The following is a 25,653-nucleotide window of genomic DNA, read 5'->3' on the forward strand; positions in this document are numbered from 1 at the left end:
CCATGACCTGCGGTTCAATGGCGCGCGCACAAGTCTCTCCAAGCCTTCGTCCACCGCCTTGGAGAGGTTCTGAATGGGCAGACGTGCGCTCGTACGAGGCGCCACCGCCGCAGCCGTTTCCCTCGCACTGGCCCTCGGCCTCGGCCCGCTGACGATCGGCAGCGCACACGGTGAAACGGTCACCGGAGAGGTGGTCGTGCCGGCCACCACGTCCCTGGTTCCCCGGACGGGCCTGCTGAGCGCGGGACCCTCGGGCTTCCTCAGGTACGAGGAGGGGCGAGGCCAGCTGTGGACGACGTACGACGGTGTCGACACGGTCGTCGACGCGTCGGGCACGGACGCCTACGGCGTCACCAGTGCCGGAGCGGGCTCGGACGTCGTCGCCCGCTACGACAGCTCCGCCAGGACCGTGACGCTGCGGAACATGAGGTCTGGCCAGGTCAGTACAGTCGCACTCCCCGACGGACACACGTACTTCAGCACGCTTGGATCGACGGTCGTCACGACGGCGGGGACCGCGGGCACCGACGCGGTGTGGCATCTGCTGGACGCCCAGGCCGACGGCTCCGTCACCGACCGCACAGTGGAAGGGGTCCCCTCCGGCGTCAGCCTGTGGTCCGCCGCCGGGCTGGGCGACGCGCGCGGACAGGTCGTGCGGTACAGCAAGGGCGACGACTGGATCACCGGGTGGCTCGACATCGAGCAGGGGCGCTTCACGACGCTGCCGTACACCGTGCAGTCGTGGTACTACCTGGTCGCGCTCAGCCCCACCCACCTGGTGTGGCTCTACGACACCACGGTGTACGTCGCCTCCCGCCAGGACCCGGCCGCCCCCGTGCGGACCGTCGCGGTCGGCAATATCGCGCAGGTGCTGGGCATGGTCGGCGACACCGTCATCGTGTCCAGGTACGACTCCGCCCTGGGCCGCGCCGACACCAACCGCGCGGTCGCGAGGGTCGAAGCCGTCCCGCTCGACGGCTCCGCGCCGCGGACGTTGCTGGCCAGGACATCACGGGAGGCCGTGGCGACTCCCGACGGCGGGCTCCTGGTCGCGGGCGGCGCCGACACGGACCACTGGGGCGTCAACCTCGTCGAGGCCGCCGAGGACGGCGGGGTCACCGTGCGCGAGATCGCGGACGCGTACCCCCGGGAGGCCGTCCACACGGTCTCCCAACTGACCCTCGCACAGGGGCGGTTGACCACCCTGGAGACGGACCCCGTGGGTGACTGGTCGTATCTCCACACCCGGGAGACCGGCGTTGCCGACTCCCCCACGGCCGGGATACGCACCACCCGCGGTCGGATCGTGCTGGAGAACTACTCGGAAGCCCGCCCGCGTCTCCTCGACACCGGCGACGGCCGGACGGTCATCTCCGGCTACGGCACGAGCGCCGCCCAGCAGCCCCGGCTCCTCGGGGCTGGCCAGTCGCTGCCCGGCACCCTGATCGACAGCTCCCGCAGCTACCTGACCTCGACCGCCGCGAGCGGCCGCTTCGCAGCGCTGACCGGGCCGTACAACAGCTCCGACGTGGCGGAGACCCGGATCGTCGACCTCGACACCGGGAAGACGGTGTACACAACGACCGAGAAGGTGCGGGCCCTCTGGGGCACCACCCTGTGGGTGATGTCCGGCAACAGCACCGTGGTCCCCTTCGACGTCCTGACCAGGCAGCAGAGCGAGCCGGTGTCGTTCGGGCGCGGCTGCCTGCTGAACGACTTCCAGGCGGTGGGCCGTTGGCTGCTGTGGAACTGCGTGCTCAACTCGGAGGGCCAGGGCGTCTACGACACCGTGACCAAGCAGAACCTGACACTCGCGGGCTCCGACTGGCAACAGGCGCAGCTCGGCGACGGCTTCGTCGCGACCGTCGAGTCCGGGCAGCTCAAGGTGATCGACGTTCGCAGTGGGACGGCGGTGTCGCACACCGCCGGGACGTTCGAGGGGAACGCCTGGGACGTCGACCCGTATACCGGCGTGATCGCCCAGCTCCGCTCCGACAACACCATCCGGCTGACCTCCAGCGACGTCCCCGTCTCTGCCCTCGTCCAGCGCGATGCCACCGTCACCACCTCGGTGGACGTCAAGGGCGGCGCTGTCCAGTGGAGCCCGAAGTGGTGGCTGAACAAGCCCGCGGCCTCCTGGAAGCTGGTGATCACCAACAAAGCCACCGGTACGGTCGTCCGCACCCTCTCCGGCGGCCTTGCGCGCGGTGTGGTGACCGCCGCGTGGAACGGCAAGGACGGCTCCGGCCGACTGGTAGCCAACGGCGCCCACGCCTGGGCGCTGACCGTGACCCCCGCGGACGGGCAGGGCGCGGCTCTGACCAGGACAGGCACGGTCAAGGTCACCGGAGCCGCCGCGGTCCGCCGCGACTTCGTCGGGTCGGACGGCTTCGGCGAGCTGATGACGCTCAACGGTTCGGGCGGGCTGACGTACCAGTACGGGACCGGGAGGGGAACGTTCACCGGGAAGGTGACCAAGAGCGGCTGGGCGACATCGGTCAAGGCCGTGCCCTTCGGTGACCTGAGTGGCGACCGCTGCAACGATGTCCTGGTCCGCTACACCAGCGGCGCCCTGCGCCTGTACAAGCCGGGCTGCGGCAAGGCGGTGACCCCCGCGACGTCGTACACCACGCTGAGCAGCAGCGGCTGGCAGCAGTACGACGTGCTGACCTCGCCCGGAGACGTGAGTGGTGACGGCCGACCGGACCTGATCACCCGCAACGCCTCCACCGGCACCGTCTACCTGTACAAGGGCACCAGCACCGGGAAACTCTCCACTCGCGTCAAGCTCTACGACAACTGGAAGACGTACAAGAAGATCGTGGGCGCCGGGGATCTGAACGGCGACGGCATCGGTGATCTCCTCGCCCAGGACAAGTCCAACAACCTGTACCGGTACTTCGGCACCGGCAAGGGCGCCTTCAAGGCCCGCGTGAAGCTGTTCGCCGACTGGGGCGGCTCGTACAACGCAATCGTTGGTGTCGGGGACATCACCGGGGACAGCAAGGCGGACCTGGTCTCCCGCGACAGCAGCGGGAACGTCTGGCTCAACGGCGGCAACGGCAAAGGCTCTTTCGGCGGACGTACGAAGATCGCCACTGGCTGGCAGGGGTACAAGAGCGTGTTCTGAGCCGGCCTTCGCGACCACACCGCGGGCCCGGACAACGTGATTCGTCCGGGCCCGCTCCATGCCGGGTGCGCCAATCAGTTGCGCATGCAATGCCGTTCGGCAAGCTTGCCCACCCTGCGCATGACACCCTGGCCACAGGGTTTTACGGCGGCGTTGAACCGCACAGTCCGAAGCCGTGCCCATAGCGTGCCCATAAGACCGGGAAATTACGGTCAACACCGGTGCGAGCCAGCTCCCTCGGGCGGCACGCCGGAGCACATACACCCAGGTCAGATGCCACCCGCCCCCACAAGCGCCGTCGCTTCCCAAGCTGAGAGTGCGAGTTCGATTCTCGTCACCCGCTCCAGTAGAAACCCCAGGCCAGTGGCCTGGGGCTTGTTTTTGTCTACGCCCTGTGGGACCGGATTCACGGGCCCGGCCCCACGTCAGGTCAGCTCAGGTCAGCAGGTATGCCTTCAGGATCGTCACCGCGTAGGTGTTGCCGGTGGTGTCGGTCAGGGTGGATTCGAAGGAGACCGAACGGGCGTCTGCCGGGTGGGTCAGGGTGAGGGTTCTCGCGCCGTGGGCGGTGGTCACCGGGGTGCGGGACCAGGTCTTGCCAGCGTCGTAGGAGACCTTCACCGTCAGGGACTTCAGGTGAGTGGCCGCAGGGCCCTGGAGGGAGAGGGGGATCGTGGCGCGGCGGCCCGCGGGGGCCGTGCCGGTCGGGGTCAGCTTCGGGTGGAAGCGGACCGTGGAGAGGGGGAGGGAGACGGCGCCGGGCGATGCCGTACGGGACGTGAAGGTCCAGGTCGCCGTCAGGCGGCTCGTGGTCGTGGCCACGCTCGTCGGGCGGGTCAGGTCCGTCCGGATCGTGTAGCGGGCCTGGGTGGACGGGAGTTTCTCGATCGTCTGGCAGAGGTCGCCGTCGTTGTCGAGCAGGGTGCTGCCGTCCGCGGTGACCGTCGTGTGCCGTTTCGCGGTGGAGGCGGCGGGGTGCCCGGAACCGTCGGCGAGGTCGGGGACGCACAGGTCGAGGGTGTCGCCGTCGCGCCGTGCGCCGTAGCCGCCGCCGGTCGTCGGGCTGAAGACGCCGACGTTGTACGTGGCCGCGTAGGTCCGGCCCGCCCGGTACGACCTCGCGCCCTCCGTGCCGTAGAAGACGTCCAAGTCGTCGTCGGAGGCGTTCTGTTGGCCCAGGGCGGCCGTCCACCGGAAGCCCTTGGGGGTGGTGACGTAGATCTTCGCGGTCGCCGGCAGCGGGAAGGGGGCGCTCACCGTGCCCAGTGACAGGGTGGGGCCGCTCCACAGGACGTTGGCGATGCCCTTGCGGTGCGCGACGGACGAGCCGAAGTTCCGCTTCAGCAGGGCCAGTTCGGTCATGCGGGTGGTGTGCCGGTAGCCGGTGGGGAAGCGGTCGGGCAGGTTGTGGAGCAGGTGGTACGTGGTGCTGCCCTTCTGCCACAGGCCGCCCAGTTGCGTGCTCAGCCGCCCGGCCGGGGCGGCCGGCCCCAGGGTCGCGGTGCGCAGGTTCTTGAACGCCCCCAGGAACAGGGTGCTGTTGTGCGTCTCTCCCCCGCCGGCTCCGGTGCCCACCGCGAGGTTGAGCTGGCCGTCGGACATCCTCGCGCCCTGCGGCGCGGTGATCCGCACCGGCTTCGCCTTGCGCGCGTCGAAGACGACCGTGGTGTCCTTGGTCAGCGAGAGCCTCGGCCGCACCAGTGCGGAGGTGACGCCGGCGTCGTCCATCACGGTGTCCACGACGTAGTCGCCGCGCGGGGCCCGTACCCGGTAGACGCCCTTGGAGAGTTGCTCGGAGTCCTCCAGGTTCGTGGTCCAGTACGCGCCCGAGTACCCGAGGATCTCGGTCAGCGGCGCGCGCACCGGTTTGCCGCCCCGGTCCAGGAACTTCAGGGTGAGCTCGTGGGCCTCGGCCTCGCGTACGACGCCGAAGGCGGTCCGTACGGTCACGGGGTCGGCGCCGTCCTGTGCGGTGGCGACCACCGTGCCCGCGTAGGCGCCGTCCGCCGCGTCGACGCGGGTGTCCGACGTGAGGTCGACGCCGGCGGTGCCGCCCGCCGGGACGGTGAGGTGTGCGGAACTCAGGGTGAACATGCCCGCGGGGGCCGTGCTGCCCTCGGGGCCGGTCGCGGAGGCGGTGAGGTCCAGGGTGACCGGGCGGTCGCCGTCGTTGCGGTAGGTGAGGTGCTGGGTGACCGGCCGGTCGTCGGTGTGGGGCCACAGTTGCTTGCCGAAGGACATGGAGGTCTGTTCGCTCACCACGGTCTGGCCGAGCGCCCGGGACACGTCGACCCGGCCCGTCCCCTGCTGGTAGCCGGTCGTGCCGGCGGTCGGGGTGGTGGACGCGGTGAGCGCCTGCTTGAGCTGTGCGCCGGTCCAGTCGGGGTGCCGCTGGGCCAGGATCGCCGCCGCCCCCGCCACATGCGGCGTCGCCATCGACGTACCGGACATGGAGACATAGCCGTCGGCGGCCGGGTCGCCCATCCAGCCGTGCACCGCCTTCGCCGAGACGATGTCGACGCCCGGCGCCGTGAGGTCCGGTTTCAGTGCGCTGTCGGCGGTCGGACCGGTGCTGGAGAAGTCGGCGATACGGTCCTCGCCGTCGACGGCGCCCACGGTGAGCGCCGACTCCGCGGCCCCCGGCGAGCCGACGGTTCCCGCGTCGGGGCCCTCGTTGCCGGACGCGGCGACGGTGAGCATGCCGGTGCTCGCGGAGAGGGCGTTCACCGCCGCCTCGACCGGGTCCTGGCCCGGGGTGTCGGCCTGGCCCAGGCTGAGGTTGGCGACCCTGGCACCCTGCGCGGCGGCCCACTCCAGGCCCGCGATGATGCCGGACTCGCTGCCCTCGCCGCTGTCGTCCAGCACCTTGGCGTCGAGGATGCTCGCGCCGGGCGCGACCCCCTTGTACCGGCCACCGGACCGTGCGCCCGAGCCGGCCAGCGTCGCCGCGACGTGCGTGCCGTGGCCGGCCCGGTCGTCGGTGCTGCCGGTGCCGCTGAAGTCCTTCGACTCCGTCACCACCGAGGCGAGATCCGGGTGGGTGGTGTCGACACCGGTGTCCAGGAGGGCGACCTTGACGCCCTTGCCGTCGTACCCGGCGGCCCAGGCGGCGGGGGCGCCGATCTGCGCGACGCCGCTGCCCGTGTCCTCGGCCGTCCCGCCGGTCGTCCCGTCGGCCGTCCCGCCGGTCGTCCCGCCGGTCGTCCCGCCGGTCGTCCCGCCGTCTTCGTCCGCGTCCGCCGACGCCTTGAACCGACCGTCCAGCCAGACCCGGGCGACGCCCTGTTCCTTCGTGAGGGTCCGCCAGGCGTCGTCGGCACCGGCCTTGGGCACGGTGAGCGCGGCGCCGGACACACTGGGCAGCTCCCGGCGCACGGTGGCGTCCGCGTCCGTGACCAGCGACTTCTGTGTACTCCTGTGCTGGGCGGCCTTGCCCTTGTACGACACGATCAGCGGGAGCGTGCCGCGCCGGGTGTCGTCGTAGCCGGCGCGTATCAGGCCGCTGACGTCGAACAGCCGTTGGTCCAAAACGCCCCGGCCGATCAGGGCGGCGGCGTCGGCGGGGACGACGTACTGGTCGCCGCCGATACCGCGCACCGACACCGGGACGTGCTCACGGCCCGGTGCCTGCCGTACGCCTGTCACCCGGCCCCGGGCGTCCAGCCGGACCCGGTCGCCGGTGAGGAGGGTGACGTACCGGGCGGCCTGGGAGGCCGGGTTCGCCGTCCGCGCGCCGGGAGTCGTGCCGCCGGGCTCCGCGACCGTGGCCGTGCCCGCCGTCCGTACACCGAGGCCGGAGCCGGTGGCCGCCACCGACATGCCCGTCGTCAGCCCTGCCAGCAGCAGGGCGGCCAGCGCGGCGCCGGTCGTCGTTCTGCCGCGCATTCAGCTCGCCTGCCCGGGGAGCTGCTTGTTGGCGTCGACGATGCCGCGTTCGGTGATCGCGCTGGTGAAGGTGACGGTGCCGACCTTGAAGTGGCTGCCGGTCACGGTCTTGACCACCACGGTGCGCTCGCCGAGGAACTGCAGGGTCTTCTTGTCGAAGATCCACTCGGTGCGCTCGCCGTCGGCCGGGTTCTCGCGGGCGATCGCGACCCCGTGCCGGCCCGTGGCGTCGGCCGCGTCGTCCACCGCGACGACTCCGGGGATCTTGGCCGCGGCCTTGTAGAGGGCGGCGCCGAGCTCGGCGGGCGGGTAGCTCTCGGTCAGCAGATCGCCGATGGCGACGAAGGCCGCCTGGTCACGCGGGACTTCGGCATCCCGGTGGGCGTTCGACTCGCGGTAGATGCGCTGCAGCAGCGTGTCGGGGTCGGTGGGCAGTGCGGCCAGGGTGTTGTAGGCACCGGCCGGGGCGACCTTGCTCGCCAGGGTGATGCCCTTGTCACTGGTCTGACCGGCCTCGATCAGCCAGCCGTCCTTGCCGTCGAGGGAGCTCCACACCTGGCGGGAGTGCAGCTGGTCGCTGACCACCTTGGAGTCGTCGCCGTCCTCCCGGTAGTAGGTGCTGGCCACCTTCGAGGCGATGTAGACGTACTGGCCCTGATGCGGGGTGGGCGCGGAGGTGGTGGCGGCGGCCAGGGAGATGCGGTCGAGGAGCCGGGGGGCGCCCTTGGCGTCGGCGGTGCCGATCCGGGTGGTCAGGGCGGGGCCGGTGGCCAGGGCGGTCTTGCCGTCGTCCGCGCCGCCGCCGGCGGCGGTGAGGGCGAGGCCGCCCACGACCGCTCCGGCCAGGGCGAAGGCCATGGCAGGCAGCAGGATCGTACGGCGCAGGAAGGGGTTGGGTCGCTTCACGGGCGTGCCGCGAGTGGCAGTGGCCGTAGCGGTGGCGGTGCGGAGGTCCTCGTGGATCTGGGCCATCATCTGCTCCTTGTGGAACTGGTGGCGGCCCGCCGGCAGATCCCGCTCGGCGGAGGGCAGCAGGCTCTGCGTCTCCGTCCACTCAGCCGGGTGGGGCTGGCGGGAGGGGTTGGCGTTCATCGGTTTCCTTCCTGTGCGGACCGGACCGCGTATCCGCGATCACCTGTTATCTGCCGGTTCGTGCGGGTGAGTTCCCGTTTTTCTACGAGGAGTTGTGCGTCGGCGAGCTTGCGCAGCTTGGCGCGGGCACGGGAGAGGCGGGAGCGGACGGTGCCGACCGGGATGCCGAGGGCGCGGGCCGCCTCGGCGTACTCCATCCCCTCGTACAGACACAGCGTCAGGACCTCGCGCTCGGGGCGCTTGAGGAGGCTGAGGGCGGTGAGTGTGGCGTTGATACGGCGGCGGTCGTCCACGCGGCCAGCGGTCTCCTCGGCGTGGTCCTCGACCTGTTCCCCGGCGGCGTTCGCGGCTGCCGCGGCGCTCGCCGCGTTGCGGTAGCGGCGGTTGCTGCGGTGGTGGGAGCGGGCGACGTTGGTGGCGATGCCCAGCAGCCACGGCCGCAGCGAGTCCCCCTCCGGCTCGACGGAAGCACGCCGCCGCCACGCCTCCATGAACGTGGTCGACAGGACGTCCTCGGCCGCGGACCAGTCGGCGGTCAGCCGGAAGGCGTGGTTGTACACCGCGCGGGCACACTCGTCGAAAAGTTCCGCGAAGGCATCCGGATCCCCGTCACGCACCCGGGTTCGCATCTCTGTGGTCACCTCTTGAACTGCCGGTCGGCACGGATGAGTTCCAGTGAGCTATGTCACGCGAGTCGCACGGACCGTCGCGGCGGCGACCGGAGGCGGCGGCTGCTGGCAGGCGGCGGCCACCGGCGGAGGGCACCCTTCGCGCCGTCCCGCCGGGAAGCGACGGCGCCGCTGCCGCTGCCGTAAAGACACCACGTCTGGCCACCTCCAGGGCCTCCCTCCTCGCCCTCGGGGGTGGACGTCGCGAAGCCCGCGTTCACCGACTGGCCGGGGTCGAGCGTCACCACCACCTGCATCGCGCCGCCCCCCGTCCGGCCGTGCGCCCTGTCGAAGTCCGCGATCAGCTCGTCCAGGTCGTCCCGCTCGATCTGCCTCTGAGCCGCCTTCTCGAGATACGCCGAGACGCCCCGCTTGCCGACCCGCTCACGGATCGCCTTCAGGGTTCCGGCGGTCAGCGTGACGGAGATGCGACTGGTGGGGCCGTCGCCGGGCACGAAGTCAACGTCGTCATCAGCCACTCTCCGATTACGCCATTGAGAATGGCATAGCGGGTGGCGTGCACCACGAGGCTCTCACCGGATGGCGAAGGGATCTGATGCCGGAGGTCGAGGGATCTGATGCCGGAGGTCGAGGGATCTGATGCCGGAGGTCGAGGGATCTGATGCCGGGGGTCGAGGGATCTGATGCCGGGGGTCGAGGGATCTGATGCCGGAGGCCCTTAGCCGTCGCTCCCCAAGCTGAGAGCGCGAGTTCGATTCTCGCCACCCGCTCTATGTGAAACCCCAGGTCAATGACCTGGGGTTTGTTTGTCATATAGCGCAATTCACGCCTACGGGCGCTGTCGGGCATCGTCCGGCGCACGCGATCAGACGGAGGACTCCCGCACTACCGCCAGTACTTCGACCTCGACGCCGTCGTGGATCACGAAGCCCTCACGTGGGAAAGCACCGTCGGGACGGCGGTGTCGTGGTCCGGTGCCGAGGTCGACGAATTCGCAGTGGTGAGAAGAGCGCGGGCCCGGCGTCCCAAGGGGTCGATGCGCGTGGCGACAGAAGTGATCGCACGTACAGCCATCTCGATGTCACGACCTGGGGCTCGGAGCAGCTGAGAGTATCCGGCGACCGTCCTCATCGACGATCCGAACTCAGTGAAGTTTGCGGTCCCCGACCGGGTCGACTCCACTATCTCGATGACCTGGTGAAGGAAACTCACCATGTCCTCGTCCCGTTCGGCCGACGGTCGGTCTTCGATGATGTCGAGTGACGCGTGCATACCGGCTTCGATGTCGGCCATGCGTTCGGCGAACGTCTCGGCGCTGGCGCGGAAGGCGGCAGCCGGCTCCGCGACAGCCGTGGAGAACTTCCTGACAAGCGCGAGCCGGGCGCTCGCCGGCAGACTGGCCTCGTTGGCAGAGTTCATCTCAAGGGTGCTCTCTTTCGCCACCTCGCCGATTCGCACGACCGCCTCACCCATGGCCTCAACGTCAGCGAGGACTGATTCCATCTGTTCCTCGGCCTGTGCCAGCCGATCCACGATGCCAGGCACCTCGTCGTCCACGCCGTCCTCGTCATTGGCTGGAGCAGGACCAGACGTGGTCACATCGGCGTAGGTCACAGTCCTGAACCCGTGGGTGACGCCTTCGTAGAGGACGCGGCTCAGCTGTTCGCGGGCTCCGTACAGGCTCGAGTCGGTCCGCCGGAAGCGAATGGTCCGCAACTGGGCGATGTCGAACGGCAGGTCGCCGCTTTCACCGATGAGGATCACCGGTTTGCCGCGACCGATGCGGAAGCCCAGCTCGTACATGACGTTGGGATTCCCGCCGCTGACGTCGGCGATCACGATGTCGTCCTCATGGAGCCGTCGGTGGATCTGGTCGGTGATCTCCCCCGTGTCCGCGATGGCGTCGGCACGCAGCGGGACCAACCCGTGGGCCTGGCAGGCGGCACGGATGACCTCGTCGTAGACATACAGCGCCTCGTCGTAGAGGAGACGCTCCGGGCTTCCGTGCTCCGCATGCTTGTCACCAATGGGGCCGATCACGAAACAGTTCCAGGTGGGCCGGGACGAGTCCTCCGGGGCTGCCTCAATCGCTGTGCTCACTGCCTGTCCTCCTGTTCTTCGGCGTCATGCGTCAAGGCGGCGGACATCTCAGCGCCGGCCTCGACGTCCGCCGCATAGACGGGAAGGTTCTCGATGCCCAGGGCGCGCATGAGCGACGCGGTCGGGATGCGGTACTGGTGGCCGATGCGAACCACGCGGCACGGGAAGCGCCCCAGGTGCACCAGTCGGTATGCGGTGGCCGGACAGACTGCGAAGGCACGGGCCGCAGTCTGCAGGTCGACGCTCAACGGGAGGTCGAACGCCTCGGCGAAAGTGAGTGTTCGGCGGGTGCGGTTCATCAAGGGCTCCCGTAGGGGGCTAGGGACAGGGTGCCGATACGACGCCCCGGGCCGGGACGCCTGGCACGGTGGACCACATGGCCCAGGCCCATGCCCTCGGCGAGGGCACCGAGGCGTTGTCCCTCGATGCGCCTGCTCGATGTCGTGAAGCGGATAGGTGCGGCAAGTCCGTCGGCACGGTCAGGGGGCGCGATATGTACGGCCCAGGGGGACGGGTCGCCATCCTCGTACGGCAGCGCGGGAGGCACAGCAGCTACGTTGGCATGGTCCGGGACGAGGCGTTCGGGTGCCGTACTGCGGGCGAACCGCCAGGCGCGACCGGAAGCCACCCGCATCAGTCGTTCAGCTTCTCCGAGGGCCAGCGGCTCGACTGCTCTGATCCCTTCCAGAACACCCTGCACGACCTCGGCTTCGAGATCCGCCCGGTCGGCCGGAAGGCGTGACGAGATCCGCCACACGGTCCGGCGAAGTCTGGGAACTGTGCACCACACGAGAATCAGGACCGAGACGCCGCCGGGGTCCGGATCCGTGGCTGCCTGGGCCAGAACATCGCTCCAGATCGCCTGGGCCGCCGGTTCATTACGTGACGGGCCGTGCATCAGCACCCGTGCCTCCCGCAGCGTTAGCTCCGTGGGTGCAGTGTCCGTGGAGCCGCAGAAGCGGAGACCGGTCGGGAGGGTTTCGACGTGCGCCTCGATGTTGTCGAACAGACTGGTGAACTTCAGCTGGGTCATGCATTCCTCCTCAGGCACTCGGCGTCCGACGCGCTGGAGAAGCAGCGGCACGACGCATGCGGAGGCACGTGCGCGGAGGGGATGGGCAAGCCCGCGAAGACTTCGGCCGCCGCGTGGATACGGTCGGCGAGCACAGCGAGCCGACTGGTCAACCTCCGTAGCCCGCCGAGTGCCTGAACCAGGCTGACCGCTGGGCCGCTCGGCGCGATGCAGGACGGGACCTGGCTGCTCCCGGGAGAGGAGCCGTAAATGGTGATGTGGTGTGCCGACACTCGGTGAAGAGCGGTCCCGCACCCCACATACTGTCCGGTGAGAGACAAGCGTTCGACTGGGTCGTGGTCGGGTTCGGGCCGGTCCGACGCCGTACTCACGAGCAGTCCGGTCCTCGCTGCGGTGCGCCACGATGGTGGACGTCACGCAGGGTGCTGTCCATGATGGCGACGCCGGACTCCACGTGCTGGACACGAGCCTGAACCGGTCGTGAGCCGACAGGGCCAATTCCCTCTGTCTCTCCTGCTGGCCTATTCACAGTTGCCGTTCGGGGGACGGGGTGACGGAGCAGGCCGCCGGACGGCGACGGTACGTACATCCAGGCGCTCTGAGTGAAATCCTTCCCCGTGACTTCCGCCTGCACCTCGGTGAACCGAGAGGGTGGCACAGCGCAGTAACCGCCGAGGACCACTGCGCGATGGACATCGTCGGAGACGATGACGACGAGGGGTGTGCCGTCCTCACCCGCGTCGGCGAGCCACACTCGCGCGGCCTCGCAGTCCAGGAGGCGGTGCGTCTCGCTGCGGGGAGCGGCGTTACCGTCGCCAGGCAGTCCCGGAGCGACAGGAACCGGCCCTACGTGGATGCTCATCCGAAGCCTGATCTGCGGGTCGGCTCCTGTGTTGTGCCGATGGAGAAGGGTGTCCAGCACGTCGGCGAACGGGCTGATGACGAGCGGAAGCCACGACGGATCGAAACCGAAAGCGAGCCCGTCTCCAGTATTACTCTCGAATTCCCTCCGCATTTCGCTCAGGCCAGCGTCTTCCAGGCCACAGTAGATGATTTTAGTGATGAACCTGCTGAGCGGGGCCTGCTGAATCGACGGCAGTCGGGTCGAGCCCTTTGCGTCCACTGCCAGAATGCCAAAGTAGGGCGGCAGCAGACAGCTACTGGCCCTGAACGGCCGGGACTGATCGGACATGCACATCTCCCTCCAGAAGAATGTCAGGAACTGCTGTCGGGTTCAACGATCGGAAACTGGCGGCAATGCTGTGCGGAAGAATTTCCGCTCCGCGCAGTGACGTCGGTCACCTCCAGCTCGGACGCTGTCGATGGATCCGCACCCTCATGCGTCGCTGCGTGCCAGTTCCTTCAGTACGGCCTCGTCCGTGATGTGGACCACAGGCCAACGCGTGGAGATCGCACCCCGACACCCAAGTTCGGCAACGGCCCCGTACAGCGTCCGAGGTGTCACACCGAGAACCTCAGCCAGGACCTTCTGGGGAACCCCGGCCACCAGGGGCACGCCAGCGGTTTGGGCCAGGTCGAGCAGTAGCCGGCTCAGCCCACTGACCACGCCGAATCGCCGCAAACCGGCTCGCATATTGGCCGTCTTGTGCACCTGCTGCGCGTCCAGCAACATCCCGACCAGGACGTCATCGCACCCAAGTCCGGCAAGGAACCGTTCGTAACCGATGACTTGGACAAAAGTGCGACACACGGCTGTCACATCCGCATTTCGCGGCTCACCCGACAATGCAGAGGTCTCCCCCAGAAGCTGACCTCTGCCGCGGATCTCCAGAAAGGTAGGCGTGCCGTCCGGGTGCGGATCGGTCACCAAAGCCCATCCCTCGACGACCCGTAGAACGTTTCCCTTCTGGCTACCCTTCAAGAGCATGGGCTGTCCCGACCGATAGCAAATAGTCCTGCCGCGGGAGAATACGCTATCCCAACGCAGATCAATATTCATCGCATCCCCTCCGAACTTGGCGTCTCTGCCCAGCTGCCCCGAGAAATATTGGACGCTCCCACACCTTTAATGGCAGGGCGCACGAGGGGCGAATATAGGCGCATCCGGACACTCGCCAAAGATCATGCGCTTCCGCACGCCAGCCGGAACGGCGGACTCCAACCTTGTGCGCGGCCCGACCGGCTACCGGATGGCGAACAGTCGAAGCAGCGCAGACATTCGATCGCGAAGAGCTTGCGCTAAGTCTGCGGATCACACAGCCCACCGCAGGCTCATCCTGGATAATCGACGCATGGCAACACAGCCCGGTCTCTCTGATCTTCGTCGTGCCAAGTTCGCTCGGCGTGCGCCCGCCGCGCTCTCCGAGCTCGTCGGCCCTCAGCACGGCACAGTCACCCTGCCGCTGCATCTGGCGTGGTCCGGGCTAACCACGTTCGATCTCGATCAGCCGCGGCTTCGGATGAGCTACTACCGGATCGTCCTGGCTGAGGGTCTACGCGACGATCTGGTCCGGTATCTCCATCGTGACCTTCTGGTCAGCCTGTGGCCCACACTGCGCACACTTGTCAGCCCTGATGTCCGGGGGGTGTGGGAGAGTTCCTTCGACGAGCTGACCCACAGGGCCCAGGCCGCCGCATGAACCTCACAGATCTACACGGTCGTTTGCTTGCGGATGTCCTTGACGTGGGCGGTGTCTACCCTCTGGCGCTTACTGGTGGTTATGCCGTCCAAGCACACGGGTTGGTCAACCGGCTCAGCCAAGATCTCGATGTCGCGACCGAGAACCCGGAGCGTATGGAAGACATTGCAACTGCGGTGTGCACCGGCCTCGAAGAGCGTGGATGGCACGTAAGAGCACTGGAAACAGATCCGCTGTCGGCACGGCTCATCGTCACCGATCCCGCCAGCAATGAGGAGTGCGAAGTCGACGTCCTCAAAGAGACACTTTGGCGGCCTCCTGTGCACACCGAGCACGGGCTGGTGTTGTCCCTTGAAGACGTCGTCGGCACCAAGGTTCGCGCGCTGGCCGACCGAGGGCTCGCCAGGGATCTGGTCGACGTACAGGCCGCGGCGGACCGCTGGAGCCACATCGGGCTCGAAGAGCTTGGACGTCGTCACGCCCGTGACTCTTTCGACCTGCGTGAGCTTCAAGCTCGATTGGGTGGGGCTGACTGGATCGACGACACAGAATTCGCCGCCTACGGGCTCGATGATCCAGCGATCACGGAGTTGCGTCGGTGGGCACAATCGTGGGCCGACGACATCGGTGAACGACTTCAGGAGCTGGAAGCTCTACCCGATGACTGAAGACCTCAAAAGCGCCACCGGCTACAGCGCGGCTACTCACGGCCCAATAGCGTTCCAGTCATGCTGGTGGTCGCCTGCGTGGTGGGCGACGCCCCACCTCAGCAGCGGTGAGGCCCAGACGGTCGCGTAGTGGCCGAACTCAGTGCACATACGCAGGTCACCGCCTCTGCCATCCCGCCGTGAGGCGTCTGTGCCGGAGCGCACCGCACCGAGGACGAATGGGTAGCGTGACTGGCCCTGGAGCGGTCCCGGTACTGGACTCGTGAGAGTATGCCCCGGCTTCACACCGGGCACTGTGACCATCACCACGCGATCACACATCACGGTCGCCAATCTTGCGTCCAGTGAGTCTGCGACGGCTGATGCCGATACCGAAAGAGGCCACAGCACCCTGTTAGCCGAAGTCATGCCCATCGCGTGCCCTTCAGAGCGGACAACCACGGTCGGCAGCGGTTTCATCAGGCCGCCATGTCTACAGTGGTACGACGAATCAGCGCAGGTCAGAGAGCAGGGAGCCGCCAAAGCGCCATCGCTCCCCAACCTGAGACTGCGAGTTCGATTCTCGTCACCCGCTCCACTACAAAGGCCCAGGTCACCTGACCCGGGCCTTTGTGCTGTTTGCGTACGGTCGCGTCCGGACCGGACGTGACTTCCTGTTGTCGGGTGTCAGGCGATGTAGCCCTCCAGGTCCGCGACGATGTCGAGGGAGCCGGCGGCGTTGTGGATGTGGAGGGAGCCGTTGGTGTCGAGGGGGATCACGGCCAGGACCGGGCGGGTTTCGCCGGGGGGCAGGTTGGTGTTGGAGGCGTTCGGGAGGGTGCCTGCGCCGTAGGCGGTCAGGTGGGTGGCGGTGGTGGGGGTGACGCCGGTGAGGTTGACCAGTACGGCGGTCGCGTCGGCCGGGACGCCGTCGACGCCGGCGACCTTCACGGTGAGGGTGCTGTTCGCGCCGAGCCGGCCGGCCGGGGCGCCGGTGCCGTCGCGGGTGTCGAGGAAGCGGGTGGGGTCGGTCGGCACGAAGGGGCTGCCCCAGGGGGAGGTGCCGTCGGTGACGGAGTTGGTGTAGAGGCCCTGGAGGTCGGCGATCAGGTGGACGTGTCCGCCGCTGTTGTAGAGCCTGATCTTGCCTCCGGTGCACACCTGGGTCACGACCAGGTTGGAAACGGTCTGCCCGGCACGGTAGTTGAGGTTCGACGTGCTGGGGCGGCTGCCGCAGTAGACGGTGACCACGCCGCTGGCGGTGCCTCCGGTCACGGTGACGTCGAGGACCGCGCCGACGGTGCCCGAGCCCTGTCCCGCCTTCGGCAGGGTGACGGTCGTCGTGCTGCCGGAGGCGACCTCGCCCTTGGCGGCGCCGGTGCCGTTGCGAGTGTCCAGGACCCGCGTGGGGGTGACGGGGGCGAGGTTGCTCATGCGGTCGTCGCTGGAGGCGGCCCTCGTTGTGAAGTAGCCCTGTACGTCGGCGACCAGGTCGACGTGGCCGTGCGCGTTGTACAGGTCGACATAGCCGCCCGCGCCCACCCGGACCGTGACCAGGTTCGGGTTGGTCCGCCCGGCGGCGAAGTCGAGGTCGGACGCGGTCGGGCGGCTGGTGCCGTCCGGATACACCGTGACGTAGCTGCTCGCGGTCGCGCCGGTGTCGGTGATGTTCAGGGTGACCGCGGTCGTACCGGAGGCCGGGACACCGGCCACGCCCAGGACCTTGAGGCGGACCACGCCGCCGGGGCCGACCTGCCGCTTGGCGGCGCCGGTGCCGTTGCGGGTGTCCAGGACGCGGCTCGGGCCGGTGGCGACGTAGGACGGGCCGACGGTGGTCAAGGTGGTGGCGGTGGCGGTGCGTCCGCCGGAGTCGCTGAGCCGCTGGGTGACGGTGTACGTGCCGGCGGCGGCGTACGTGTGCCGGACCACGCCCTTGGAACCGGTCACGGAGACCGCCGTCGAGCCGTCGCCGAAGGTGATCAGGTCACTGGTGATCGGGTAGCCGCCGAAGCCCGCGGTGGTGAAGGCGCAGCCGGCGGTGTCCGGGAGGGAGGGGGCGATCTGGATGGAGGCGCTTCGGCAGTCGAGGCGCCCGGTCAGCGCGGGCAGCGGACGCACGGCCAGGTAGGTGCTGACCTCGGTGCCCATCGTGGTGCCGTCCGGCCGGTACACCGTGACGGTGGCGTAGATCTTGGTGCTCGTGGTGGGTTGCGTGTACGTGTGCGCGACCGAACCCGTGGTGGAGGGGGCGGTGGTGCCGTCCCCGAAGTCGAAGGTGTAGCGGTAGCCGTCGAGGGAGTCCGACCACGGGTTGACGAAACCGGCGGTGAAGGTGACGGGGACGCCGACGTAGACGTCCTCGGACGAGCGGCCCGCGATCCCCAGGCCCAGCGGGTCCTGTACCTCGGTCGCGCCCCGGTCGTAGTCGCCGGCGCCCGTGCCGGTGTCGGCGACCAGGGGATCGTCGACCCGCTGCGCGCCGTGGAGGTCGGTGGCGAGTTCACCGGGCGCGTCGGCGTCCGCGGAATCGATCAGCGGCGTGGTCTGCGTGGACAGCGTCACGTCCGTCTGGTCCAGGTCGTGAGCCCCCTGGCCGGTGCCGGTCAGGAACGCCCGGCTGGTCTCGTACGCGGTGCCGGCCCAGTCGTAATCGGTCCCGGTCGACAGGGGGTTGACCGCGTTGTAGTCGGCCGTGACCTGCGGTGCCGAGGCGGTGTCCACCGTGATCTCGGCGGGGGTGCCGGTGTCCGAGCAGGATGCCGTCGTGTCGGGTCGTACGACGGTGTTCTCCACGGACCCGGAGGTGCCGTCGGTCAGGCTCACGCCGTTGCCGCACGTCGTCACGATGGTGTCGCCGGCCAGCTGGATGCCCGTGGTACCGGTGGCCGATATGCCTCCGCCGAACGACGTGGTGTCGTCGGCCAGCGTGATGTCCTGTGCTCCGGACGCGCTCGCGAAGGCCGGACCACCGGACTGGGGGGTGATCTGCAGCCGGGTGAGTGCGATGCCGGAGGAGGAACCGTCGACGGCGATCGTCCCGCCGGTACCGGTGGCCGCCTGGGCCGTGTTGACCGAACCCTTGTCGTAGGAGATGTGCTGGGACAGGGAGAACACCAGCGTGCTCGGCCCGCTCGACGAGAGGCTGAACCCTGACACGTCGACGTACCGGGCGCCGGAGAAGGTCATCGCCGGTGTCGAGGTCCCGGCCAGAACACGGACGGTGGCGGTGGCTGCCGGGTTGTCGCCGGGAGCCGAGACGAAGGTGACGGGTGCGTCGGAGGTGCCGGCCGACCCGATGGTCACCGGGGCGTACCGGGTCGTGTTCCGTGCCACGTGGACGGTGTCCCCGGGGCCCGCCGAGTCCGCGGCCGGCTGGATCTGGCAGAAGGGCTCCGCCTGTGAGCCGGGTCCGGTGTCGCTGCAACCGGTGGCGTCGTCGTCGACGTACAGGGCTGTGCCGGCGGTGGCGTGGGCGACGCCGGTGCCGAGGCCGCCGAACAGTACGGAGAGGACGGCGGCGGATCTCACCAGCAGTCGCCTGCGGCTCATGGACGTGCTCCCCCTGGGCCGTGGGGCGGGCGTCGGACGCCGGCCGCACAGCCGTTCAAGATCCAGTCACCTGTCAGCTGGAGTTGGCGGAACGGTACGGCAGGTGGAGTGGGTCGACCGGCGAAAATACGAACGCCCTGCCGCAGAGCACGACTTCGAGGGAAGAACTTGGTCATCAGAAGGGCATCGCCCGGCAGACTCTTGAGCCTTCCATTACCTCGGGCGACAGTTCGACGACCATGGTGTACGACGCGTACGCCGTGGGCCGGAGGCCGGAGGCGGGAGGCCGACCGGGTCTCGGCCGCCGCCCGGTGCCGGGGCGTTTTCGCGCGTCAGGCGGAAGGTCGTCGTGCCGACGCCGGACCCGGGGACGGGTCAGTCGGAGGCAGGGGCGAAGGCGAAGGCACGGGCGAGGGCACGTAAGTGACACCGAAGCGGAACTCCCTCTGCCGCCCAGGCCTCAGCGCCAGCGCGGTCGCGTGTTCGGGGCGGTTGAAGGCGTCGGTCGTCGCCTCCACGGGTTCCAGGGCGATGGATGCGCGTCGGTCGCGGGTGAGGGTGTCGCCGGTGAAGACGTGCAGGTGGCCGCCGTACTGCCACACCCGTAGTTCGTCTCCGGTCGCGGGGTCGCTCAGGATCGTCTCGGTGCGGCCGTCGGCTCCTGGCGTCAGGTCCGTGAAGCAGGCGTCGATGACGGCGGCGCCGAGCCTTCTGGGCCGGCGGAAGTCCATGTCGGGGCAGTCGTCCAGGGGCAGTTGGGCCTCCTTGCCGCGCAGGGGGATGAGGGAGGCGTCGGTGCGGATCAGGGTGTCGGCGGGGATCTTGAGGACGAGGTCGTCGATCGGGCGGGAGAGGGTGAAGTAGGGGTGCCAGCCCGCCGCGTAGGGGGCGGTGGTGCGGCCCACGTTGGTCGCCCGGATCCCGATGCCGAGTTCGCGGCGGCCGATGGTGTACTCCACGGCGAGGTCCAGCGCGAACGGGTACCCGGGGTACCGGCCCGGTCTGATGCTCGTGCCGTGCAGCAGCAGCCGCGCCGAGTCGGCCGTCAGGGTCGCCCCGACGAGCCTGAACGGCGCCTCGCGCGCGAAGCCGTGGTAGACCGTGCGGTCCCCGAGGCGGCCGGGCAGCAGGTCGTGGCCCCGGCCGTCGTAGTGGTAGCGGCCGTCCGCCACTCGGTTGGGGAACGGGGCGAGCAGGCCCGCCCGTACGCCGTCCTGCGCGCGCAGTTCGGCCTCGTCGCGGTAACCGTCCGTCAGTTCGGTGCGCGGACCGGCCGTTCCGCGTCCGACCTGCCAGCTCAGCAGGGTCGCCCCGCGCAGGGCGAGGACGGCGCGCACCAGGCCGTCCGGCGCGGAGACGGTCAGGGTGGGTTCGCCGCCGAGGCGGCCCTCGGCGATCCGGTACGAACCGGCCGTCCCGCTCCCGTCAGCCGTCCCACTCCCGCCGACCGTCTCGCTCCGGCTGGCCGTCCCGCCCCCGCCGGCCGTTCCGCCCCCGCCGACCGTCCCGCCCTCGTCAGCCCTCTCACTCCCGTCGACCGTCTCGCTCCCGCCAGCCGTCCCGCCCCCGCCGACCGTCCCACTCCCACCGGCCATCCCGCCCCCGCCAGCCGTCCCGCCCCCGCCGGTCACCCGGCCTCCGGTACGAGCTTCTTCGCGCCCGTCATGATGGCGACCGCGTCCTCCATGGAGTGCGACTTCGGGGTGATGACCCCGGCGCAGCCGCCGAGGCGCTGGATGTGGATGCGGTCGGCGACGTCGAAGACGTTGGGCATGTTGTGGCTGATCAGGATGACGCCGAGCCCCTGGTCGCGCAGGTCGCGGACGAGTTTGAGCACCTGGCCGGTCTCGCGGACGCCGAGCGCGGCGGTGGGTTCGTCGAGGATGACGACCCGGCCGCCGAAGGCGCCCGCCCGGGCGACGGCCACCGACTGCCGCTGGCCGCCGGAGAGGGTCTCCACGGCCTGGTTGATGTTCTGGAGGGTGCTGATGCCGAGCCGCTTGATGTGGTCGGACGCCTGACGCTTCATCTCGCCGGTGTCGAGCATGCGGAACACCGAGCCGAGCACACCCTTGCGGCGGATCTCGCGGGCCAGGAACAGGTTGCTGGCGATGTCCAGCGCCGGGGCCACGGCGAGGGTCTGGTAGACCGTCTCGATGCCGGCCTCGCGGGCGTCCTGCGGCCGTTTGAAGGCGACCTCCTTGCCGTCCACGAGGATGCTGCCCCGGTCGGGGACGAGGGCGCCGGAGAGGCACTTGATCAGGGTGGACTTGCCGGCGCCGTTGTCGCCGATGACGGCGAGGACCTCGCCGGGGTAGAGGGTGAGGTCGACGTCGTTGAGGCCGACGACCCGGCCGAAGACCTTGACCAGGCCCTTGGCTTCGAGAACGGGGGCGGTACTGGTCGTCACGACTTCACACTCCGGATCCACTGGTCGACGGAGACAGCCGCGATCACCAGGACGCCGACTGTCAGGACTTGGTAGTTGGGGTCGATCCCGGCCAGCGCCAGGCCGTTGACGAAGACCTGCACGATGAGCGCGCCGATCAGCGAGCCGAGCACCACACCGCGTCCGCCGAACAGGCTGGTGCCGCCGATGACGACGGCGGTGATGGACTGGAGGTTGGCGTTGAGGCCGCTGTTGGGGTCGCCGCCGCCGACCCGGCCGACCAGGATCCACGCGCCCACGGCGATGGCGAACCCGCCCACCACATAGGCGCTCAGCAGCACCCGGTTGACGGAGATGCCGGCCAGGCGGGCGGCCTCGATGTCGTCGCCCACCGCGTACAGGTGCCGGCCCCAGGCGGTGTAGCGCAGCGCGTAGCCGATCACCGCGTACAGGGCGATCATCAGCAGGACGCCGGTGGTCAGGTTCAACTGGCCGATGGAGACGGTGTCGGCGCTCCACATGAGGATGTTGCCTGGCTGGAGCGAGACGGTCTGGCCCTTGGCGTAGATGAGCGTGATCGCGGTGAAGATGCTGAGGGTGCCGAGCGTGACGATGAACGGCGGCAGCTTGATCCTGGTCACCAGCAGCCCGTTGACGGCCTGCGCGGCGACGGCCACGGCGGCTCCGGCGAGCAGGGCGAGCACGCCCGGCAGGTGGTTGTCCGCGACGAGCTTCGACATCAGCAGCGAGGCCAGCACCATGACCGCGCCGATGGACAGGTCGATGCCGGCGGTGAGGATGATGACGGTCTGGCCGACGGCCAACGAGCCGATGACGGCGACCTGTTGGGCGACGAGCGACAGGTTCTGCAAGGCGTAGAAGCGGTCGTTCACCAGGGAGAACACGATGGCGGCGAGCACCAGGACGATCGCCGGGCTGAGCGCCGGCTGACGGTGCAGCACCGACTGGATGCGCTGGGCCGCCGTGGCGGGCCGGTTGAGGAAGTCCTCCGCCGGTGCCGGTACCGGTGACGGTGTCGCTTCACTGTCCACGTGGGTGGTCACAGGGGGTCCTTCCGGTTTGTTCCTCGTACGGGCCTTCGTGGGGGCCTTGATCGGGGCTCACGGAGTACGGGCTCCGGAGTACGGGCTCATCGGCCCGTACGGTCCGGGTGCGCCGCCGGTGTCCTCGCGGCTCGCGGCGGCGCACCCGGCCGGGCGGGTCCGCAGGTCAGAAGATCAACGGGTCCGCAGGTCAACGGGTCCGCGGGTCAAGGGGTCCGCAGGTCAGCGGGTCAGCTGCCCCAGCAGGCGGAAGCGGCCTGCGTCGGGGACTGGACCGTCAGGCCCCCGAGGGACTTGGCGGCGACGAGCGCGGTGCCGGTGTCGTAGAACGACTTGCCGTCGGTGACGGTGGGCTTGCTGCCGCCGCGGGCCAGCTTCGCGATGGAGCTGACACCGAGGGCCGCCATCTTGCCCGGGTACTGCACGGCGTCGGCGGCGAACTCGCCGCTGGTCACGTTCTTCAGGCCCGAGCAGCTGCCGTCGATCGCGTAGATCGCGACGCTCTTCTCCTTGTTCGCCGCCTTCAGCGCGTTGTACGCGCCCTCGCCCGCCGGTTCGTTGATCGCGTAGACCACGTTGATGTCCGGGTTGGCCGACAGGCAGTTCTCCATCGCGGTGCGTCCGCCGTCGATGGCGCCCTGGGTGGGCTGGTGGCAGGCGATCGTGTAGGTGCCGCCCTTGCCCCCGGTGTACTTCCCGGACTTGGCCTCCTTGCCGTTCTCGGTCTTGCTGCCCGGGTCGATGCCCATGCCCTCCAGGAAGCCGTGGTCGCGGTCGATGTCCACCGAGACGACCTGGTTGTTGAAGAGGTCGAGCATGGCGATGACGGCGGGCTTGCCGTCCAGGGCCGCCGCCGCGTACTGGCCGTCGAGCTTGCCCGCCTGCTCGTTGTCGGTGGCGTAGGTGATGTCCGCGACGCTCGGCGGGTTCGGCGCGGTGTCCAGGGCGATCACGAAGAGGCCGGCCTGCTTGGCGCGCTTCAGCGCGGTGTTGACGGCGTCGCCGTTGGTGGTGATCAGGATGCCCTTGTCGCCGCGCGAGACGGCGTTGTCGATGGCGGTGATCTGGGTCTGGGTGTCGCCGTCGGACGTTCCGGCCGCCACGGTCAGGCTCACGTTGTCCTTGGCGGCCTGGGTCTTGGCGTCCTTCTCCATGCTCACGAAGTACGGGTTGCTCAGCGTCTTCAGGATCAGTGAGACACCGACCTTCCCGCTGCCGGACGACGAGGAGCTTCCGTCGGAGGAACCGCAGGCCGCGAGGGTGGCACCGAGGCACATGGTGATGCCGATCGCTGCCGCCCGGGTGCGCCGACTGCGCAGGCCCGACGCCTGGCTGGAGGTGAGGTTCATGGCTTGATCCCTTTCGGAGCCGTCCCGTGGTCGACGCTGAGACAACGTTGACTCGACGGGATACTGGGCCCGTATGGACGAGCGCGTCAAGACACTGGTAGACATGCGTGGGCAACGACTGGGTAACGCACGATCGGTGGGAGACAACGATGACTCTGGGCGGGCCGCAGTCGCCGTCACCCCGCAGCCGCCCCACCATGCGCGAGGTGGCGGCGCTGGCCGGCGTCGCCATCAAGACGGTCTCCCGCGTGGTCAACGAGGTGCCCACCGTCGATCCGGCCATCGCCGCCCGGGTGCGTGAGGCGGCCGACAAACTGGGCTACCGGCCCAACCTGACGGCCAGCAGCCTGCGCCGCGGGGACGGCCGGACGGCGACGATCGGGATGCTCGTCGAGGACTCGGCCAACCCCTTCTCGGCGGCCCTGACCCGCACCGTCGAGAACGTGGCACGCGAACGCGGAGTGCTCGTACTGGTGGGAAGCCTCGACGAAGACCCGGCCCGGGAGCGGGAGTTGGCCCGGGCGCTGATCGACCGGCGGGTCGACGGCCTGGTGATCGTGCCGGCCGGTGACGACCACAGCTACCTGATCAGCGAGCAGCGTTCGGGCACCCGCATGGTCTTCGTCGACCGCCGGCCCAGCCTGCTCGACGCGGACACCGTCGTGTCCGACAACCGCGAGGGCGCCCTCACCGCCGTCAACCACCTGCTGAAGGCCGGCCACCGCCGCATCGCCTACCTCGGCGACCGGGCGACCATCCCCACCGCCGCCCAGCGCTTCCAGGGGTACCGGCACGCCCTGGAGGTCGCGCACATCGCCTACGACGACGAGATCGTCCGGCACACAGGGGCCAGCGAGGAATCCGCGATCGCCGCGACCGAGCGGCTGCTGGCGCTGCCGGATCCGCCCACCGCGCTGTTCACCAGTCAGAACCTGGTGACCATAGGGGCGGTACGGGCGCTGCGCGCGCTCGGCGTCCAGAACACCGTCGCCCACCTGGGCTTCGACGACTTCCCCCTGGCCGACCTGCTCAGCCCGGGGATCTCCGTCATCGCGCAGGACGTCGAACGGCTGGGCAGGACGGCCGCCGAGATCCTCTTCCGCAGACTCGACGGCGACCAGTCACCCACCCGCACGGTCACCGTCCCGACCCGGCTGGTCGAACGGGGATCGGGGGAGATCACGGGGGAGGGCCTTCGCCGGGACTGAGCAGACACATGCAACGGCACGCGCGCCAACTCCCGTGCCCGGCGCGCCCCTTCGGGAACGCCCCCGGCACGGGCCCTCACTCGTACCGGTACTTGAGCGACTCAGCCTCGGTCCGTTCGATGTCGGCGATCGTCAGGCCCGGCATGCGGAGTTGGGCGAGTGTCACCTCGGCCGAGGCGGGCTGGGCGTCGGCCGGGAGCCACTGGTCCGGCTGCCACGCGCCGCTGCGGAGCAGGGACTTGGGACAGTGCGGGTAGACCTCGTCGATGCCCACGACCAGCGCGCTGGCCGGCGGCTTGCCCACCGCGGTCAGCTGGGACAGCAGGTCCGGGCGGGTGGACACGCAGGCCCGGCCGTTGACGCGCAGGGTGGTGGTACGGCCCGGGATGACGAAGAGCAGGCCGGCCCGTCCGGTGGCGACGACATTCCGCAGGGTGTCCAGCCGCTTGTTGCCGGTCGCGTCCGGTATCGCCACCGTCCGCGCGTCCAGCACGGTGACGAACCCGGCGGGACCGCCGCGCGGGGAGACGTCGCAGTTGCCCTCGGCGTCCGCGCTGGCGACCAGGACCAGGGACGAGCAGTTGATCAACCGCCGTGTCTGCGCGGTGAGTTCGGTCATCTGCTTCCGCACGGCGGCGGCGCCGGGAAGGTCGTAGACCTCGCGCAGCGCGTCCTGGTCGGACACGGCGTCGAGACGGAGCGAGTCGAAGGCGGTATCACCGGCGGGAGACGTCGTCATGTCTACGACCCTACGACTCGGTCGGGCCCTGGCCAGGAGACCTGGAGACTTGGAAGCATGGAGGCAGGGAGGACTGGAGGCCCCCGCACCCCACCTCCCCCCCGCCCTATTGCACACCTGTGACAGCCGAAGCACAGCCCCGTCACCCCGCGTCTGAATACTTCGTACTTGTCGCGAAGGGCAGCGGACCGAGCGGGCCTGTTCAGGTCCCGGGGACGGCCGGCGGTTCCCGCGAGAGT

Annotated in this window: 18 protein-coding genes and 1 pseudogene; 4 read left to right on the forward strand and 15 right to left on the reverse strand. The window is 69.4% G+C overall.

All coding sequences use genetic code 11. The annotated features are described in order from the left end of the window. Positions 1 to 73 precede the first annotated feature (73 nt). A complete protein-coding gene (locus ACIQPR_RS10805) occupies positions 74 to 3,130 on the forward strand; it encodes an FG-GAP-like repeat-containing protein (protein ID WP_403645163.1) in 3,057 nt (1,018 codons plus the stop codon). Between the two features lie 435 nt (positions 3,131 to 3,565). On the opposite strand, the gene ACIQPR_RS10810 is transcribed toward ACIQPR_RS10805, so the two are convergent. The 9 genes and pseudogenes from ACIQPR_RS10810 to ACIQPR_RS10850 form a co-directional block, all read right to left on the reverse strand. Beyond that, the gene (locus tag ACIQPR_RS10810; RefSeq protein ID WP_403645166.1) at positions 3,566 to 7,015 is read right to left on the reverse strand and encodes a S8 family peptidase; all 3,450 of its coding nucleotides are present in this window, start codon (positions 7,013 to 7,015) and stop codon (positions 3,566 to 3,568) included. Then, the gene (locus ACIQPR_RS10815) at positions 7,016 to 8,107 is read right to left on the reverse strand and encodes a CU044_5270 family protein (protein WP_403645169.1); all 1,092 of its coding nucleotides are present in this window, start codon (positions 8,105 to 8,107) and stop codon (positions 7,016 to 7,018) included. It abuts the gene before it with no gap. Further along, positions 8,104 to 8,736: an RNA polymerase sigma factor gene (locus ACIQPR_RS10820; protein WP_403645172.1), complete on the reverse strand. Its 633-nt coding sequence runs from the start codon at positions 8,734 to 8,736 to the stop codon at positions 8,104 to 8,106. The genes ACIQPR_RS10815 and ACIQPR_RS10820 overlap by 4 nt, the downstream gene beginning before the upstream one ends. Before the next feature lie 313 nt (positions 8,737 to 9,049). Then, positions 9,050 to 9,254, reverse strand: a pseudogene (locus ACIQPR_RS10825) (hypothetical protein); the annotation flags it as partial. A gap of 403 nt (positions 9,255 to 9,657) precedes the next feature. Then, positions 9,658 to 10,836, reverse strand: a complete 1,179-nt coding sequence (locus ACIQPR_RS10830; protein ID WP_403645175.1) for a hypothetical protein — start codon at positions 10,834 to 10,836, stop codon at positions 9,658 to 9,660. After that, positions 10,833 to 11,135, reverse strand: coding sequence for a helix-turn-helix domain-containing protein (locus ACIQPR_RS10835; protein WP_266824405.1), 303 nt, complete (start codon positions 11,133 to 11,135; stop codon positions 10,833 to 10,835). Before ACIQPR_RS10835 ends, ACIQPR_RS10830 begins: the two co-directional genes overlap by 4 nt. Beyond that, positions 11,135 to 11,869 (reverse strand): hypothetical protein, encoded by a 735-nt coding sequence (locus ACIQPR_RS10840; protein WP_403645178.1) that lies wholly within the window; start codon positions 11,867 to 11,869, stop codon positions 11,135 to 11,137. Before ACIQPR_RS10840 ends, ACIQPR_RS10835 begins: the two co-directional genes overlap by 1 nt. Before the next feature lie 367 nt (positions 11,870 to 12,236). Continuing rightward, positions 12,237 to 13,061: a hypothetical protein gene (locus tag ACIQPR_RS10845; RefSeq protein WP_403645181.1), complete on the reverse strand. Its 825-nt coding sequence runs from the start codon at positions 13,059 to 13,061 to the stop codon at positions 12,237 to 12,239. Positions 13,062 to 13,205: 144 nt separating this feature from the next. Next, positions 13,206 to 13,829 (reverse strand): Crp/Fnr family transcriptional regulator, encoded by a 624-nt coding sequence (locus tag ACIQPR_RS10850; RefSeq protein WP_403645184.1) that lies wholly within the window; start codon positions 13,827 to 13,829, stop codon positions 13,206 to 13,208. A gap of 292 nt (positions 13,830 to 14,121) precedes the next feature. On the opposite strand from ACIQPR_RS10850, the gene ACIQPR_RS10855 reads away from it, so the two are divergent. Both ACIQPR_RS10855 and ACIQPR_RS10860 read left to right on the forward strand, forming a co-directional pair. Continuing rightward, a complete protein-coding gene (locus tag ACIQPR_RS10855) occupies positions 14,122 to 14,469 on the forward strand; it encodes a transcriptional regulator (protein WP_403645187.1) in 348 nt (115 codons plus the stop codon). Further along, positions 14,466 to 15,137, forward strand: coding sequence for a nucleotidyl transferase AbiEii/AbiGii toxin family protein (locus ACIQPR_RS10860; protein ID WP_403645189.1), 672 nt, complete (start codon positions 14,466 to 14,468; stop codon positions 15,135 to 15,137). Before ACIQPR_RS10855 ends, ACIQPR_RS10860 begins: the two co-directional genes overlap by 4 nt. A gap of 666 nt (positions 15,138 to 15,803) precedes the next feature. Here the strand turns inward: ACIQPR_RS10860 and ACIQPR_RS10865 are convergent. From ACIQPR_RS10865 to ACIQPR_RS10885, 5 genes are all read right to left on the reverse strand, one after another. Further along, entirely contained in the window at positions 15,804 to 18,665 is a 2,862-nt protein-coding gene (locus ACIQPR_RS10865) for a PKD domain-containing protein (RefSeq protein WP_403645192.1), read from the reverse strand. 332 nt (positions 18,666 to 18,997) lie between these two features. Beyond that, positions 18,998 to 20,260, reverse strand: a complete 1,263-nt coding sequence (locus ACIQPR_RS10870) for an aldose 1-epimerase (protein WP_403645195.1) — start codon at positions 20,258 to 20,260, stop codon at positions 18,998 to 19,000. A gap of 32 nt (positions 20,261 to 20,292) precedes the next feature. Beyond that, a complete protein-coding gene (locus ACIQPR_RS10875) occupies positions 20,293 to 21,075 on the reverse strand; it encodes an ATP-binding cassette domain-containing protein (RefSeq protein ID WP_403645198.1) in 783 nt (260 codons plus the stop codon). Next, positions 21,072 to 22,118: an ABC transporter permease gene (locus ACIQPR_RS10880; RefSeq protein WP_403645201.1), complete on the reverse strand. Its 1,047-nt coding sequence runs from the start codon at positions 22,116 to 22,118 to the stop codon at positions 21,072 to 21,074. Before ACIQPR_RS10880 ends, ACIQPR_RS10875 begins: the two co-directional genes overlap by 4 nt. A 230-nt stretch (positions 22,119 to 22,348) precedes the next feature. Next, positions 22,349 to 23,467 (reverse strand): substrate-binding domain-containing protein, encoded by a 1,119-nt coding sequence (locus ACIQPR_RS10885; protein ID WP_403645203.1) that lies wholly within the window; start codon positions 23,465 to 23,467, stop codon positions 22,349 to 22,351. Positions 23,468 to 23,616: 149 nt separating this feature from the next. Between ACIQPR_RS10885 and ACIQPR_RS10890 the strand changes: the two genes are divergently transcribed. After that, positions 23,617 to 24,675: a LacI family DNA-binding transcriptional regulator gene (locus ACIQPR_RS10890; RefSeq protein ID WP_403645206.1), complete on the forward strand. Its 1,059-nt coding sequence runs from the start codon at positions 23,617 to 23,619 to the stop codon at positions 24,673 to 24,675. 76 nt (positions 24,676 to 24,751) lie between these two features. On the opposite strand, the gene ACIQPR_RS10895 is transcribed toward ACIQPR_RS10890, so the two are convergent. Then, positions 24,752 to 25,414, reverse strand: coding sequence for an MSMEG_1061 family FMN-dependent PPOX-type flavoprotein (locus tag ACIQPR_RS10895; RefSeq protein WP_403645209.1), 663 nt, complete (start codon positions 25,412 to 25,414; stop codon positions 24,752 to 24,754). Between the last annotated feature and the right edge of the window lie 239 nt (positions 25,415 to 25,653).

The sequence above is a fragment of the Streptomyces sp. NPDC091280 genome (assembly GCF_044768565.1).
In the GTDB taxonomy this organism is placed as follows: Bacteria; Actinomycetota; Actinomycetes; order Streptomycetales; family Streptomycetaceae; genus Streptomyces.